This window comes from Saccharothrix ecbatanensis (genome assembly GCF_014205015.1).
GTDB classification, from domain to species: domain Bacteria; phylum Actinomycetota; class Actinomycetes; order Mycobacteriales; family Pseudonocardiaceae; genus Actinosynnema; species Actinosynnema ecbatanense.
On sequence record NZ_JACHMO010000001.1, the window covers coordinates 9,098,337 to 9,112,968 of the forward strand.

A 14,632-nucleotide genomic window follows, 5' to 3' on the forward strand; every position below is an offset into this window, starting at 1 on the left:
CTACCTGGTGCTTAGTGGCACTTGTGCTGCATGGGGCACATGCTTGCGTGCGCATGCTGCCTCGCCTCAAGTAGGCCCTCAGGGGCTCGTCATAATATTTAAGATAATCTATCGAAAAGAGCAACAGTCCCATGAAAAGTGATGTCGGCGTCCGCGTCCGGACGAGCGCAGAGATCGACGTTAGCTGCACAATCGAGTACGAGGTTGTCGGTAAGCAAGCGTTCTTCTCGTTTGCGGACGGCGCGATCTGTCTCATGTTCACCGACGAGCGGGCCTTCAAGAAATTCATGGCTGAGGCCATGGAGGTCTTGGCCACGCCCGGACTCGGCGAACCCGACGCCACGAGCATCGGTGGCTAATGTGTGAACCGTCGTACTGCGGAGCCCACAAGGCAGGCATTGCGCGGTCGGTGCCGGCACGTGGCCTCTCGGCAGTGCAGGCGGCACGGTGACGAAGGGTTCGTGCCGTCGCATGGGGTGCCGGGGGTTCGGTATGACGAAGGCACGGCGCGCTTCGGGTGCTTGTTGTGCTTTCGCCGAGCCGCGCTGGGGCCACGTGGGTCAGGGGCGGGTTCGGCTGATCTCGTGCCAACGTCCCTCGCGGAGGCGGTAGGTGTGGCGGTCGATGGTCGTCTCGAACGTGATCCAGCGGTCCAGGGGGATGGGGGTGGTGAGTAGTTCCTCGCGGTTGCGGTCGGCGCAGGGGATCAGGCGGGCCTGTTTCAGCTCGTCGGTCCTGGCGAACTGGGGGATGCGGGCGAACCGGGCGGTGATCACCTTGACGTCGAGCGTCGGGTCCAGCGGCACCGGGCCGTAGCCGCCTACGTCGTTGGTGCGGAACGTCACCGTCTCCCCGGCCCGCGCCACGGCGGCAGTCGGCCAGCGCAGGCCCAGTGGGCCGAACAGGGTGCTGCCGCCCAACGCCGCCGCCAACCGACGCTCCAGGGCGGGCAGCAGGGGGTCGTCACCGGTCAGGGCGCGGATTCCGGCGAAACGGCGCAGTGGTGCGGTCGGCTCGATGATGTCGTGGATGGTGTTCACAGCGTCCAGGAACTCCTTCGGTGCGCAGGGGTGGAAACCTATTCGGAAGGATTCGTCTTGGGTCCTCCGACAATGGTCCAGAAATGGGCGCTCGGAGTGGAACGGTCGGCGAGCGGCCCGCTGTCTGAGCCCAGCGGCCCACGGCCGTGTAGGGCCGATGAAGTGCGGCGATGGAGCCGGCAGGCGCGTCCGTGCACGCAGAGGTGAGCGGTTGGGCGATTCGGGTGGATGTGCGGCCGTAGTGCTGTCACCCGATCGAGTGATGAACGGGTATTGCGCGTAACGTTGATCCGGTGGGATGTCCGGAATGCCCAGGCGTGGTCGAATGGTCACGTCGGCACCGCCGGTTGTCGATGCCGGCGAATGGGTCCGACTGTTCGCATTGACCGGCACCCGGACCGTTCGGCGCACCAGGGCGTCCGCTTGTCCCATGGTGGGCCGGATGGGTCATTAGGGGCTGCTAACCCGGTCCCCCTATGTGACATCCCCCTATACCGGCCGGTCCGGACGACGTAACTTCCTGGTCATGACGCCCAGGACCGTCACCGCGGTGATCGGTGCCGCGTTCTTCCTGGCCGGGTTGCTGATCATGGTGCTGCCGCTGTCCACCGACTCGCCGTCGGGCATCCCGGTCGCGTGCGGCAACAGCCTGGGGGTCGGGTTCGACGAGATCGCGGTCGAGGCCGACGGCGCCGCCTTCGTGGAGATCTGCGGCCGGTTGCGCGTGGAGCGGCTCGCTTGGGCCGCACCCGTCGCCGTGGTGGGCGTGCTGCTCCTGGTCGGCAGCATCGTGGTGCGGCGGCGGTCGTCCGCGTAGCTACCTACGAGTAGCTTCTACCACATGACGTGGATGGTCTACGGAGCCAACGGGTTCACCGGCACGCTCGTCGCGGAACTGGCGGTGCGGCGCGGGCTGCGGCCGGTGCTGGCCGGGCGTGATGCCGTCAAGGTGCGTGCGCTGGCCGAACGGCTGGGCCTGGAGCACCGGATCTTCGACCTCGACCACGCCGTCGCGGCACTCGAGGACGTCGACGCGGTCGCCCACTGCGCGGGCCCGTTCTCGGCCACTTCAGGCCCGATGGTGGCGGCCTGCCTCGCGTCGCGGACGCACTACGTCGACATCACCGGCGAGATCGACGTCTTCGAAGCGGTGGCCCGGCAGGACAAGGCGGCCAAGGACGCGGGTGTGGTGTTGCTGCCCGGCGCGGGGTTCGACGTCGTTCCGACCGACTGCGTCGCGGCCATGCTGCACCAGTCGCTGCCCACGGCCACGCACCTCGACCTGGCGTTCGTGGTCCAAGGCGGCGCCAGCGCGGGTACCGCCCGGACGGCCGTCGAGGGTTCGGGTGGCGGCGGGAGGGTCCGTGAGAACGGCGAGATCCGCGGCGCGCGACTCGGTCACCGCCGCCGCACCGCCCACTTCCGCGACCGGCCCCGTGACGTGGGCGCCATCCCGTGGGGCGACGTGAGCACCGCCTACCGGTCCACCGGCATCCCGAACATCACCACGTTCACGACGCTGCCCGGCGTGCTGAGCAAGCTCCAGCCGTTCACCGCGCCGCTCCTGCGCACCGGCCTGGGCCAGCGGCTGGGCAAGGCGGTGGCGAAGCGCATCCCCGGGCCGAACGACGGCACCAGGGGACGGACCCGCTGCGAGGTGTTCGGCGAGGTCTGGGACGACGAGGGCAACCGGGCCCGGCTCGCGCTCACCGGCCCGAACGCCTACGACCTCACCGCGGACTCGGTGGTCAAGGCGATCGAACGCCTCGGCGACACCCCGCCCGGCGCGCACACGCCGTCCAGCGCGTTCGGAGCGGACTACGTCCGAGCGCTGGACGGCGTGGTGGTCGGCGAGGCCGAGGTGGTGTCAGCGGGCGGACAGCAGTGAGGTGATCTCCTGCGCCGCGCCGCCGGCCTGGAGCAGGTGCTGGAGGTTCTCCGGCAGCACGTCGCCGCGCTTCTGCACGGCCTGCGCGTACAGCCGCCCGGCGCGGTAGGACGAGCGGACCAGGGGACCGGCCATGACGCCGGAGAACCCGATGCCCTCGGCGGTCTCCTTGTGCGTCACGAACTCCTCCGGCTTCACCCAGCGCTCCACCGGGTGGTGCCGGGGCGAGGGCCGCAGGTACTGCGTGATGGTGATGATCTCGCAGCCCGCGTCGTACAGGTCGTTCAACGCCTCGGTGACCTCGTCCGGCGTCTCGCCCATGCCCAGGATCAGGTTGGACTTCGTCACCAGACCGGCCTCACGGGCGGCGGTGATGACCTCCAGCGACCGCTCGTAGCGGAACGCCGGCCGGATCCGCTTGAAGATTCGCGGCACCGTCTCCAGGTTGTGCGCCAGCACCTCGGGCCGGGACGAGAACACCTCGGCCAGCTGCTCGGGCACCGCGTTGAAGTCCGGGATCAGCAGCTCGACGCCGGTGCCCGGGTTCAGCTCGTGGATCTGCCGGACGGTCTCCGCGTACAGCCACGCGCCGCCGTCCTCCAGGTCGTCCCGGGCCACACCGGTCACGGTCGAGTAGCGCAGCCCCATGGCCTGCACCGACTCCGCCACCCGCCGCGGTTCATCGCGGTCGAGGTCGGCGGGTTTGCCGGTGTCGATCTGGCAGAAGTCGCAGCGACGGGTGCACTGCTCGCCACCGATCAGGAAGGTGGCCTCCCGGTCTTCCCAGCACTCGTAGATGTTGGGACAACCGGCCTCTTCGCACACCGTGTGGAGACCCTCGCGTTTGACCAGGCTCTTGAGCTCCCGGTACTCGGGGCCCATCTTCGCCTTGGTCTTGATCCACGAGGGCTTCTTCTCGATGGGCGTTTGGCTGTTGCGGACTTCCAGCCGCAGCAGCTTCCGACCTTCAGGTACGACGGTCACGGCTTCAACCCTACGTCACGAGGGGTCCGGCGCCACGCCTGTGAGCTTGGCCGTCAGGTCCCACAGCCGGGCCGCCGCGAGCTCGTCCCGGGCGGCCGTGGTGGACCCCGCCGGCGCCGGGTGGCCGCGCATCCCGCGGAACCCGTCCGGCCCGTAGTAGCCGCCCGGCTCGACCTTCGGCGAGGTCGCCGCGTAGAGCTGCGGCAACGCGCCGACCTCGACGGACTGCGAGAAGAAGTCGGTGATCTTGGCGCCGAAGCCGAGCAGCGGGTTGCCCCTGGCCCGCGCCATGTTGGCGCTCAGCTCGGTGGCGGTGAGACCGGGGTGGGCAGCGACGGACGTCACGTCCACGCCCGCGGCCCGCGTGCGCCGGTCCAGCTCGCGCGCGAACAGCAGGTTCGCCAGCTTCGACTGCCCGTACGCGCCCCACGCCGTGTACCGGCGCACCTCGTAGTTCGGGTCGGCGAGGTCGATCTCGCCGATTTGGTGGGCCAGGCTGGACACGGTGACCACGCGCGAGCCCGGCCGGGTGCGCAACGCGGGCATCAGCAGCCACGTCAGCGCGGCGTGGCCGAGGTGGTTGGTGCCGAACTGGCGCTCGAACCCGTCCGCGGTGCGGCCCAGCGGCACGGCCATGAGGCCGGCGTTGTTGACCAGCACGTCCAGCGCGTCACCGGTGCGTTCACGCACCAGGGCTGCCGCCGCGCGGACCGACGACAGGTCGGCCAGGTCCAGCGACACCAGTTCGGCCTTGCCGCCGGTGGCCAGCACCTGCTCCAGCGCGCGTTGCCCTCGTTCGGCGGATCGGCACGCGAGCACGACGTGCGCGCCCCGGCCCGCCAGCACCTCGGCGGTGCGCAGGCCGAGGCCCGAGTTCGCCCCGGTGACCAGCACGGTGCGTCCGCTCTGGTCGGGGATGTCCGTGGTATCCCACTTCCGGGCAATCCATTTCGGCATGCTTAATACCTACAGGCGTTCAGGCGCTCTTGGCGAGCCTGCGGCGCCTGCCCGGCACGAGGGTGGCCGGGGCGCTGCGGATCAGGCCGGCGAACGCCGCTCCGACACGGGTGATCTCGGCGGTCGGCTCGGACAGTTCCGCCAGACCGGCGGTGAGCGCCAGCAGGCGCTGTTCACGCTCGATCGCCTCGGTGGACGTCAGGTGCGCGTCGAGCACCGCGCGCAGCACGGGCTGTTCGGCCGCAAGCACGCGCCACGTACGCGTGACGGTCTCCACGCGGTCGTCGTCGGTGTCCTCCAGCGCCGTGCCGAGCCGCCCGGTGAGCTGCCGCATCCAGCGGTAGTGCAGGGCCAGGAGCAGGTCTTCCTCGGTGGCGAACAGGTCCCGGTCGAACGTCAGGGGCGCCGCGGGATCCCCCGCCGCGGCGCGGAGCACGGCGTCCAGAGCGTCACGACGTCGGTAGAAATCGGTCCAACCCATGATCACGCCTCCTCTCGTGGTGACCGGCGTCATACCTCAGGTCTTTGGCATACCGTCGGTATGGCCGATAGGGCGAACATACCACGAGTACGTACCGTCGGTATGTCGTACCTTGTGAGCGTGGTGACAGTGCGGTCGAGGCGGTTGGAGTACTCGGAGTCGACGAGGCAGGCCCTCGTGGACAGTGCCGTCGAGCTGTTCACCAAACGGGGGTACGCGGGCACGTCGCTGGACGAGGTGGCCAAGCGGGCCCGGCTCACCAAAGGCGCGCTGTACCACCACTTCAGCGGCAAGCAGGCGTTGTTCGAGGCCGCCTTCGACTCGGTCGAGAACACGTTCATGCGCAAGCTCGGCGAGATCGTCACCGCGCCCGGCGACCCGTGGGAGACCGCCATGGCGGGCCTGCGCGCGTACGTCCGGGTCTGCCTGGAGCCCTCCTACCAGCGGATCGTGATCCACGAGGCGCCGGTGGTGATGGGCTGGGAACGCTGGCGCGAGGCCGAGGAGCACTTCAGCTACGGCCTGCTGCGCACCACGATCGAGGTATTGGTCACGTCCGGCGAGCTGGAGCAGTTGCCCGTGGAGACGATGAGCAGGCTGCTATTCGGCGCGTTGTCGGCGGGCGCGAGCACGATCGCCGGCGCGTCCGACCCGCGCAAGGCCAGCGCGGAGGTGGAGCGGACCATCATCCGGGTGGTCGAAGGACTGCGCGTGCGGGAAGCCCCGGCGCCACCGGAGGAGAAGCGGTCCCGTTCACGTCGCCGGTAGGCCGGCAGGGAAGTGCGCCGGTCGGGGAGTGCGCTGGCAGGGAGTGCGCCGGACGTTCAGATCGCGATGCCACCGCACCCACCACTAGCGTGAGAACGGTGGAACTCCGCATCTTCACCGAACCCCAGCAAGGCGCTTCCTACGACGACCTGCTGGCGGTGGCGCGCACCGCCGAGGCCGCGGGCTACGGCGCGTTCTTCCGGTCCGACCACTACCTCAAGATGGGTGACGCCACCGGCCTGCCCGGTCCGACCGACGCCTGGATCACCCTCGCCGGCCTGGCCCGCGACACCCACACCATCCGGCTCGGCACGCTGATGACCGCCGCGACGTTCCGCCACCCCGGCCCGCTGGCGATCAGCGTGGCGCAGGTGGACCAGATGTCCGGCGGACGGGTCGAGTTCGGCCTCGGCGCGGGCTGGTTCGAGGCCGAGCACACCGCCTACGGCCTGCCGTTCCCGGCCACCGTCGAGCGCTTCGACCGGTACGCCGAGCAGTTGGAGATCGTCACCGGCCTGTGGGGCACCCCGATCGGCGAGACCTACGACTTCGAGGGCCGCTACTACCGGCTGGCGAACTCGCCGGCGCTCCCCAAGCCCGCGCACGACATCCCGATCCTCGTCGGCGGCAAGGGCCGCAAGCGCACCCCGGCGCTCGCGGCGAAGTTCGCGGACGAGTTCAACCTGCCGTTCGTGGACGTGGAGACCTCCGTCGACCTGCTCGCCCGGGTCGACGCGGCGTGCGCCGAGATCGGCCGCGACCCGGCCGAGATCACCCGCTCCGCGGTCCTCGTGGTGTGCGCCGGGCGGGACGACGCCGAGGTCGCCCGCCGAGCCGCCGCGATGGGCCGCAAGCTGGACGAACTGCGCCGCGACGGCCTCACCGGCACGCCCGCCGAGGTGGTGGACCGGCTCGGCGCGTGGCGTGAGAAGACCGGCATCAGCCGGGTCTACCTCCAGGTCCTCGACCTGGCCGACCTGGACCACGTGGAGTTCGTCGCGGCCGAGGTCGCGCCTCAGCTGCGCAGCTGACCGGCCACGTCCGACGCGGCGGTGAGCAGGACCAGCACGGGGATGGTGGCCGCGGTGCGAAGCCGATAGCTCCCGCGCTTGTCCTGCTCCACCACGCCGGCGGCCGTCAACGCCTTGAGGTGGTGGTACAGCTGCCCGGTGGACCCGAGCCCGGCCGCCTCCTGCAACGCCGTCGCCGGTCGGCCGCCCTGCGCGAGGAGGGTGCGGACGATCTCCACCCGCACCGGGTGCGCCAACGCGGACAGCACCTCGATCCGGGGCCGGTCCGCCAACGCCAACGCGCGCTCCGGCGTCACGTCGATCCGCCACGTGATCCGCCCGTCGCCGAGCGCCACCCGGCCGCCGTAGCCGAACGCGCCGCCTCCGTCCTCCGCCTCGGGCAGCACGACCGTCTCCCGCTCGTCGCCCTCCAAAGCGGCCACGCGCTGTTCCAGCTCGGCAAGTCGCTGCACCAGGTCCACCGCTGCCATCCTACGAGAGGCTGACCTGGAATTGCCGCAGGACAGCGGGCTCCAGCAGGGCTTTCAGCACCGACGCGACCAGGTCCCCGGACGTGCCGAACCGCTGCTCGTCCACCTCCTTGGCCAACACCGCCGCGCTGCCGACCCGTCCGTCCGCCCAGCGCACGCCGAAGCCGACCGTGACGATCCCCGGCAGCGATCCGCCCTTGAACCCGACGCCCACCACGTCCGGCGGCAGCTCGTAGCCGATTCCGGGGTGTCCGTGTTCGAGGTGACTGCGGGCGATCGGCATGGCGGTCAGCGCGCGGTGCGCCCGGTTGAGCCCCGCCGCCGTGCCCGACCACGTGCCGCGGGCCCAAGGTCGTTGTCCCTCATAGGTTTTCGGGGCGTCCGGGAACCTCCCGATCACCTCCAGCTGCAACTGCGGGTCGCGCAGGTACCGCTGCGGGTCCACGCGTCGTCCGAGCACGAGGTGGAGGACCTCGACCAGGATCTCGGGGACCTGCAAGACCGGCCACCGGGCCGCCGTCGCGTGGATCAGGCCGTCGCCCAGCCGGTGCCGGAGGAAGTCCGCCGCGGCGTTGTCGCTGAACCGGATCATCACGGTGACCAGGTCGTCCAGCGTGACGTGCCGGTTGGGGTCGTCGGCCGTGACGCCGTTGGAGAACGGGATGCCGAGGTGGCGCAGGGACGCCTGGTGCGCGCCGCCGTCCAGGCCGAGGTAGTACTGCTCCCACTCGCGGACGCGCACCTTGTCGTCCGGCCGCACCAGCCCGCTCTCCACGGCCTTCGCGTACGCCGCCAGGTGCACGACCTTCACGGCGGACGCGAGCGGTTGGCGTTCGTGCGCCCGGTGCCACACCCGACCGCCCCGACCGTCGTCCAGCACCATGGCCACGTGCTGCGGGTTGGCGCGGAACCAGGCCTGCCAGTCGTCAGGTGCGATGTCCGGGCGTGGTTCAGCGCCTGGTCGGGCGCCTGGTTCGGCGCCGGCGGGCAGGACTGGCAGCAGCGCGGCGGTGCCGGCCACCCCGCAGGTGGCGAACAGGTTTCGTCGGGTCAGGAGCACGACGAATCTCCTCTCCGGTAGTCCGTAATTCCGGAATACTAGAGGGGAGGAGTCGTGGTTGTCAGCGGGTTCGGCGGGGGTCAGCCCGTTTGGACGGCGAACGTGACGCCCGCGGCGACCGGCGTGTCGCGGACGAGCGTGCGGTCGGTCAGCGGCAGGTCGCCGTTCAACGCGTCGATGACCGCTTGGCGGGCGAGCGGCAGCACCTCGTCCACGGTGACGGTCCGGCCCAGCTCATGCGACAACGACGCCACCCCGGCGTCCCGGATGCCGCACGGGATGATGTCGCCGAACGCGCCCAGGTCGGCGTCGCAGTTGATCTCGAAGCCGTGCATGGTCACGCCGCGCTGCACCCGGATCCCGATCGCGGCGATCTTGCGCTCACCGGCCTTGTCGTCGGCCGCCAGCCACACGCCGCTGCGCCCGTCGACCCGACCGGTGCGCACGCCGAGCAGGTCGCACACGTGGATCAGCGCCTGCTCCAGCCGGCGGACGTACTTGACCACGTCCAGCGGCTCGGCCAGCCCCACGATCGGGTAGCCGACCAGCTGGCCGGGGCCGTGCCAGGTGATCTTGCCGCCGCGGTCCACGTCGATGACCGGGATGTCGCCGCCGACAGGGCGTTCCTCGGGCTCGGTGCGCCGGCCGCACGTGTAGACGGGCGGGTGCTCCAGCAGCAGCAGCGTGTCGCCGATCGCGCCGTCCGCGCGGGCCTCGGCCAGTTCACGCTGGAGGTCCCAAGCGGCCAAGTAGTCGATGGTGCCCAGCTCACGCACGTCGATCGGGTCCGTCGAGGCGCGGCAGGAGAGGTCAGGACTGCTCACGTCTCGACCCTACGCCCACGGGTAGCAGCCGCAGGGCGTGGGCGACGACCAGCCCGACACCCACCACGCCCAGGATCGCGCCGACCGTGTCGGTGAACCAGTGCATCTCCAGCACCACCCGACTGGCCGCCGTGATCAGGACCGCCGTGCAGGCCAGCGCGACGGCCAGCTTGAAGTGCCGCCGGGCCAGCCACCCGCACAGCACCACGCCCGTGAAGGCGACCGACGTCACCGCCGTGACGTGCCCGCTCGGATAGGCCCATTTCGGGAACTCGACCGGTCGGACCCGCTGGTAGACGTGACGGGCGAACAGCGTGGACCAGCAGGCGGCGAGCAGGACCGCGCCCTTCGCCGGCAGCGCGTCGCGGGCGAGGAGGGCGCGGAGCACCAGCGACAACAGCGCGATCGTGGCCAGGCCGGGGCTGAGCACCAGGCTCACCACCGCCGCGGTGTCCACGAAGGTCGGACCCAGGTCCAGCGCGGCCTGGTGCAGCTCCCGGTCGACCGCGGGCACCTCCTGGTGCACCGTGAAGCCGAGGACCACCGAGGCCAACGTCAGCACGACGCCGACCAGTGCGCCGATCACCCGTTGACGGCCGCCGCGACGGCCGCGCCGAGGGCGGGGTGCAGGAACTGGAAGCCGTGCTGTTCCAGGACCCGGGGGACCGCCCGTTGGCCGGAGAGGAGCCCTTCTTCGGCGATGTCGCCGAGCACGGCCTTGAGCACGAACGGGGGCGCGACCCACGGCGTCGGCCGGTGCACCGCGTGGCCGATGGTGCGGGTGAACTCGGCGTTGGTGACGGGGCTGGGCGCGGTGAGGTTCACGGGGCCGGCGATGTCGTGTTCAACCACGAACCGGATGGCCGAGACGGCGTCGTCCAGCGAGATCCACGGCATGTACTGGCGGCCGTTGCCGAGACGTGCGCCGAGGAAGAACGAGAACAGCGGCTTCATCTTGCCGAAGAGGCCGCCGGACGGGCTGATGACCAGGCCCGTGCGCAGTCTGACCACGCGGGCGTGCTCGTCGGCGGGTGCGGTGGCGGCTTCCCACTGGCGGCACAGTTCGGCGAGGAAACCGGTGCCGGACGGGCTCGTCTCGTCGACGACCTCGTCACCGGTGTCGCCGTAGTAGCCGACGGCGCTCGCGTTGACGAGGACCGGGACACCGTGCTCGGCGACGGCCGCGGCCAGCACTTCGGTCGGCACCGTGCGGCTGTCGAGCAGGACCTGCTTGCGCTCGTCACTCCACCGCTTGTCACCGATACCGTTGCCGCAGAGGTTCACCACCGCGTCCACGCCGTCCAGCGCGCCGGCGTCGATCCGCCCGGCGGGCGGGTCCCAGCCGCGTTCGTCCGGCGCACCGGGCCGCCGCCGAACCAACCGCAGGACCTCGTGCTCCGCACCGCGCAACGCGGCGACCAGACTGGTGCCGATCAAGCCCGAAGATCCCGCGATCACAACCCGCATGGGTTGATCGTCTCTCAGCGGGGGGTCGGTTGCACAGTGGTGGAGGTGTCAGCCACACCACCTACCCACGCCATCGGGCACGCGTCTCGGCACGCGGCTCCGGCTACCCGTAGGCCTGTACGCACCGCAGGCAGCGCACGCACCGTCTGCGTCGCATCGTCCGAGTCGCACCGCTGGGCGGTCTGGGCCGCACCCTGCCGGTCACCAAAACCGACCTGGCCGCACGACGCCAACACAAAGCCCAGGTCACCCACGCCCTGTGTCCACGAGCACGCCTGCTTCTCTGAACTAATCGCCTCCAGCGCAACCCGATCCATCAGATGGCCGATGTGAGATCAGAGTTCCCGCGGCCTCGCACTCAAGTGGTTGTTGTCGACGCTTGGTCCAAGGTTCGTTCCCTTCAACGTCAACGCCTGTCGAAAGCGGAAATCCCGGTGTGTTCGAGGAGCGCCTGCTCCTCAACCGAGGTGAGACCCGCAGCCCGGGGGCGGTCGAGCCCGCGAGCGTGTTCATCGAGGAGGGCACTATGGACGGTGTCGGCAAGCGACCGAGGCTCCAGACCTGCCCGCAGGGCTGCGGTCGGATCGTGGGCGACGAGCCCGTGCTTCTCGACAGGCAGCCACAGCGGCAATGACCTCGGCCCGCCCCACGGGTTGATTCCGGCTTCGAGCAGTGTTTCCGGGGCGATCGGCACTAGTTGAAGGTCGGCGGCGCCGACGAGTTCCGCGGCCTCGCGCAGCGCTGGTCCGAGCTCGAGGACAGGCCCGACCGCGTCGTAGGTGCCGGTTAGGCGTTGCTCGGCGGCGGTGACGATCCAGGCTGCGAGGTCGCGGACGTCGATGTGCTGGATGGGCTGGTGCGGGGTGTCGGGGACGACGGTTTGACCGCCGCGCGCGAACCGGGCTGTCCAGTAGCCGAAGCGGTCCATCTGGTCGCCGGGGCCACTGATGATGCCGGGGCGAACCACGAAGGTCCGGTCATTGCCCAGCCGCTCGCGCACGGCGTTCTCGCTGGCGACCTTGGTTCCGCCATAACGTTCCACGGTCAGCTCGGTGAGGTCGTAATGCTTGGTGTCCAAGACCGGTTCGCAGACTGCGGCGTCGGTGGTTTGGCCGCGGGTGGCGGTATCGGTGTAGGCGTTGATACTGGAGACAAAAGTCCAGTGCCGCGCACGGTCAGCCAGCACCTCGATGGCATCGAGAACCCAGCCCAGCGCTCCAGTTGCCACGTCGACTACCGCATCGAATCGCTCACCGGCCAAGGCTTTGATGGCGCCTGGCTCGTCACGGTCGAGGACGAGGAGACGAGCGCCCTCGGGCACGGACCCCGACTGGCCACGCGCCGCGCACACCACCTCATGCCCGCGTGCCACCGCGTCGTGGGCGATATGCTTGGACAGAAACGACGTACCGCCAAGAACGAGGAAACGCATAAGCGTCATGCTGCTGGAAGGCGAGGCGTTAGTCGAGGCAAGTTCGCCATTGGCGAAATCGCCACGAGTGAACGCGAGTCGCCGCGAGTATTATCAGTTCCCGTTCCGGCTCAGGTCAGTGGCTCTGGTTTCCCTGGGCTATTTTTTTGTATTGTGCCCGCAGATGGCCTGCGCGATGTGAGGCGGTAGGCCATTCATGATGGCGTCGGTGACAAAATTCTCCGGAAATCGTGGGCCTGGAACATCAATGGGTCGCCGTTGATGTCGGTGAGGCCGGTCGCGGCGAGCGAGTTGATCAGCAGCTTTCGGATAGCCGAAGGGCTCCGCCTGCCGCTGACCGCTCTGCGAGAGGAGACACAGAATGCCGAACGGCTGGGACGGCGAAGGCCGCTCCCGGCGAACCGGGAGCGGCCTTCAGCGATCAGTGCAAGCCCTCGGAGGCCTCAATGGTCTCCGATGTGGCTTCAGAGGCCCAGGTCGGCCTCGAACGAACCCTCTTCGAGGCGGTTCTTCACGGTGGTGAGGAAACGGCCCGCGTCGGCGCCGTCCACCAAGCGGTGGTCGTAGGTCAGCGCCAGGTAGGCCATGGACCGGATGGCGATGGTGTCGTCGCCGCTCTCGTCCGTGATCACCACCGGACGCTTCTTGACCACACCCACACCCAGGATGCCGACCTGCGGCTGCTGGATGATCGGCGTGTCGAACAGCGCGCCGTTGCTGCCCAGGTTGGTCAGCGAGAACGTGCCGCCGGTCAGCTCGTCGGGCGTGAGCTTGTTCCCCCGCGCCCGCGCCGCCAGGTCACCGATCTTGTGCGACAGCCCGGCGAGGTTCAGGTCGCCCGCGTTCGCGATGACCGCGTTCAGCAGACCCCGCTCGGTGTCGATCGCGATACCCAGGTGCTCGGCACCGTGGTACACGACCTCCTTCTTCTCCTCGTCGATGGACGCGTTCAGCACCGGGTGCTGCTTCAGCGCCTCGACCGCCGCCTTCGCGAAGAACGGCAGGAACGTCAGCTTCGTGCCCTCACGCTGCTCGAACGCCGCCTTGGCCCGGTTCCGCAGCCGCGCGATCTTGGTGACGTCCACCTCGAACACCTGCGTGAGCTGCGCCGAGACCTGCAACGACTCGCGCGTCCGCTGGGCCACGATCTGCCGCAGCCGGGGCAGCTTCTGCGCCGTGCCGCGCTTGCCGCTGGAGTCCGCGGCCGGTGCGGCGACACGCTGGGCGGGAGCGGAAGCGGCGGGCTTGGGGGCCTCGGGCTTCGGCGCCTTGGCGGCCTCGACCGCGGCCAGCACGTCCTGCTTGCGGATCCGGCCACCGACGCCGGTGCCCTTCAGCGTGGCCAGGTCGATGCCGTTCTCCGACGCGAGCTTGCGCACCAGCGGCGTCACGTACGGAGCGCCGTTGGACGACTCCTCCGCCGGAGCCTCCTGCTTGGGCGCCTCCTGCTTCGGGGCCGCTTGCGCAGGGGCTTCCTGCACGGGAGCCGGAGCGGGGGCAGGAGCAGCCGCCGGAGCGGGCGCGGGCTTGGGCGCTTCCTGCTGGGCCGGCGCGGGCGAACCCGAGCCGATCACCGCGAGCTGACCGCCGACCTCGACGGTCTCGTCCTCACCTGCGGTGATCTCCAGCACGGTGCCGGCCACCGGCGACGGGATCTCGGTGTCGACCTTGTCGGTGGACACCTCCAGCAGCGGCTCGTCCACCTCCACCGAGTCGCCGACGGCCTTGAGCCAGCGGGTCACGGTGCCCTCGGTGACGCTCTCGCCCAACGCGGGCATGGTCACCGGGGTGCCCTTGGCCGGACCACCGGACGGGGCCGGAGCCTCCGGCGCGGGAGCCGGTGCGGCCTCAGCCTGCGGGGCAGGGGCAGGGGCGGCGGCAGGAGCCGGGGCGGCTTCGGGTGCCGACTCCTGGGCGGGAGCCGAGTCGGCGGACCCGGAGTCCGAGCTGTCGCCGATGACGGCCAGTTCGGCGCCGACCTCGACGGTCTCGTCCTCCGGGACGACGATCTTCTGGAGGACACCGGCCGCGGGCGACGGGATCTCGGTGTCGACCTTGTCGGTGGACACCTCCAGCAAGGGCTCGTCGACCTCGACGCGGTCACCCTCCTGCTTCAACCAGCGGGTGACCGTGCCCTCGGTGACGCTCTCGCCGAGTGCGGGCATTTGGACGGAGAAGGCCATCGTTCGCTGACTCCTCGTGCGCGGTTTGGGATCGGCTGACTGGGGTG

The 14,632-nt window shown here is 70.1% G+C and carries 16 protein-coding genes; 5 read left to right on the forward strand and 11 right to left on the reverse strand.

All coding sequences use genetic code 11. From position 1 onward, the window contains the following. Window positions 1–131: 131 nt before the first annotated feature. The gene (locus tag F4560_RS40595; RefSeq protein ID WP_184928321.1) at window positions 132–359 is read left to right on the forward strand and encodes a hypothetical protein; all 228 of its coding nucleotides are present in this window, start codon (window positions 132–134) and stop codon (window positions 357–359) included. 201 nt (window positions 360–560) lie between these two features. Here F4560_RS40595 and F4560_RS45240 read toward each other — a convergent pair whose 3' ends face one another. Then, window positions 561–1,472, reverse strand: coding sequence for a TIGR04141 family sporadically distributed protein (locus F4560_RS45240; RefSeq protein ID WP_246477947.1), 912 nt, complete (start codon window positions 1,470–1,472; stop codon window positions 561–563). Window positions 1,473–1,566: 94 nt separating this feature from the next. Between F4560_RS45240 and F4560_RS40605 the strand changes: the two genes are divergently transcribed. Together F4560_RS40605 and F4560_RS40610 are read left to right on the forward strand one after the other, a co-directional pair. Continuing rightward, entirely contained in the window at window positions 1,567–1,857 is a 291-nt protein-coding gene (locus tag F4560_RS40605) for a hypothetical protein (protein WP_184928323.1), read from the forward strand. A gap of 24 nt (window positions 1,858–1,881) precedes the next feature. Then, window positions 1,882–2,928 carry a saccharopine dehydrogenase family protein gene (locus F4560_RS40610; protein ID WP_184928324.1) on the forward strand — a complete coding sequence of 349 codons (1,047 nt, stop codon included), beginning with the start codon at window positions 1,882–1,884 and terminating at the stop codon, window positions 2,926–2,928. Here the strand turns inward: F4560_RS40610 and lipA are convergent. From lipA to F4560_RS40625, 3 genes are read right to left on the reverse strand one after another with little or no spacing between them, the layout of a single operon-like run. Further along, window positions 2,908–3,912: a lipoyl synthase gene (lipA, locus tag F4560_RS40615; RefSeq protein ID WP_184928325.1), complete on the reverse strand. Its 1,005-nt coding sequence runs from the start codon at window positions 3,910–3,912 to the stop codon at window positions 2,908–2,910. The genes F4560_RS40610 and lipA overlap by 21 nt on opposite strands. A 15-nt stretch (window positions 3,913–3,927) precedes the next feature. Further along, entirely contained in the window at window positions 3,928–4,869 is a 942-nt protein-coding gene (locus F4560_RS40620; RefSeq protein WP_184928326.1) for an oxidoreductase, read from the reverse strand. Window positions 4,870–4,888: 19 nt separating this feature from the next. Continuing rightward, the gene (locus tag F4560_RS40625) at window positions 4,889–5,350 is read right to left on the reverse strand and encodes a hypothetical protein (RefSeq protein ID WP_184928327.1); all 462 of its coding nucleotides are present in this window, start codon (window positions 5,348–5,350) and stop codon (window positions 4,889–4,891) included. A 129-nt stretch (window positions 5,351–5,479) separates the two neighbouring features. Between F4560_RS40625 and F4560_RS40630 the strand changes: the two genes are divergently transcribed. Beyond that, window positions 5,480–6,118, forward strand: a complete 639-nt coding sequence (locus tag F4560_RS40630; protein ID WP_184929695.1) for a TetR/AcrR family transcriptional regulator — start codon at window positions 5,480–5,482, stop codon at window positions 6,116–6,118. A gap of 98 nt (window positions 6,119–6,216) precedes the next feature. Beyond that, complete coding sequence (locus tag F4560_RS40635; protein ID WP_184928328.1) at window positions 6,217–7,149, forward strand: LLM class F420-dependent oxidoreductase; 933 nt, start codon at window positions 6,217–6,219, stop codon at window positions 7,147–7,149. On the opposite strand, the gene F4560_RS40640 is transcribed toward F4560_RS40635, so the two are convergent. From F4560_RS40640 to sucB, 7 genes are all read right to left on the reverse strand, one after another. Further along, window positions 7,134–7,619: an ArsR/SmtB family transcription factor gene (locus F4560_RS40640; RefSeq protein WP_184928329.1), complete on the reverse strand. Its 486-nt coding sequence runs from the start codon at window positions 7,617–7,619 to the stop codon at window positions 7,134–7,136. The two genes, F4560_RS40635 and F4560_RS40640, sit on opposite strands and share 16 nt — an antisense overlap. Before the next feature lies 1 nt (window position 7,620). Then, a complete protein-coding gene (locus F4560_RS40645; protein WP_184928330.1) occupies window positions 7,621–8,679 on the reverse strand; it encodes a serine hydrolase in 1,059 nt (352 codons plus the stop codon). Between the two features lie 80 nt (window positions 8,680–8,759). Further along, window positions 8,760–9,503: a lipoyl(octanoyl) transferase LipB gene (lipB, locus tag F4560_RS40650; RefSeq protein ID WP_184928331.1), complete on the reverse strand. Its 744-nt coding sequence runs from the start codon at window positions 9,501–9,503 to the stop codon at window positions 8,760–8,762. Further along, window positions 9,490–10,089, reverse strand: coding sequence for a phosphatase PAP2 family protein (locus F4560_RS40655; RefSeq protein WP_184928332.1), 600 nt, complete (start codon window positions 10,087–10,089; stop codon window positions 9,490–9,492). The genes lipB and F4560_RS40655 overlap by 14 nt, the downstream gene beginning before the upstream one ends. Continuing rightward, entirely contained in the window at window positions 10,086–10,970 is an 885-nt protein-coding gene (locus F4560_RS40660; RefSeq protein WP_184928333.1) for a TIGR01777 family oxidoreductase, read from the reverse strand. The genes F4560_RS40655 and F4560_RS40660 overlap by 4 nt, the downstream gene beginning before the upstream one ends. Before the next feature lie 406 nt (window positions 10,971–11,376). Then, on the reverse strand, window positions 11,377–12,402 hold the full coding sequence (locus F4560_RS40665) for an NAD-dependent epimerase/dehydratase family protein (RefSeq protein ID WP_184928334.1): 1,026 nt from the start codon (window positions 12,400–12,402) through the stop codon (window positions 11,377–11,379). A 464-nt stretch (window positions 12,403–12,866) separates the two neighbouring features. Then, a complete protein-coding gene (sucB, locus tag F4560_RS40670) occupies window positions 12,867–14,585 on the reverse strand; it encodes a 2-oxoglutarate dehydrogenase, E2 component, dihydrolipoamide succinyltransferase (RefSeq protein WP_184928335.1) in 1,719 nt (572 codons plus the stop codon). Between the last annotated feature and the right edge of the window lie 47 nt (window positions 14,586–14,632).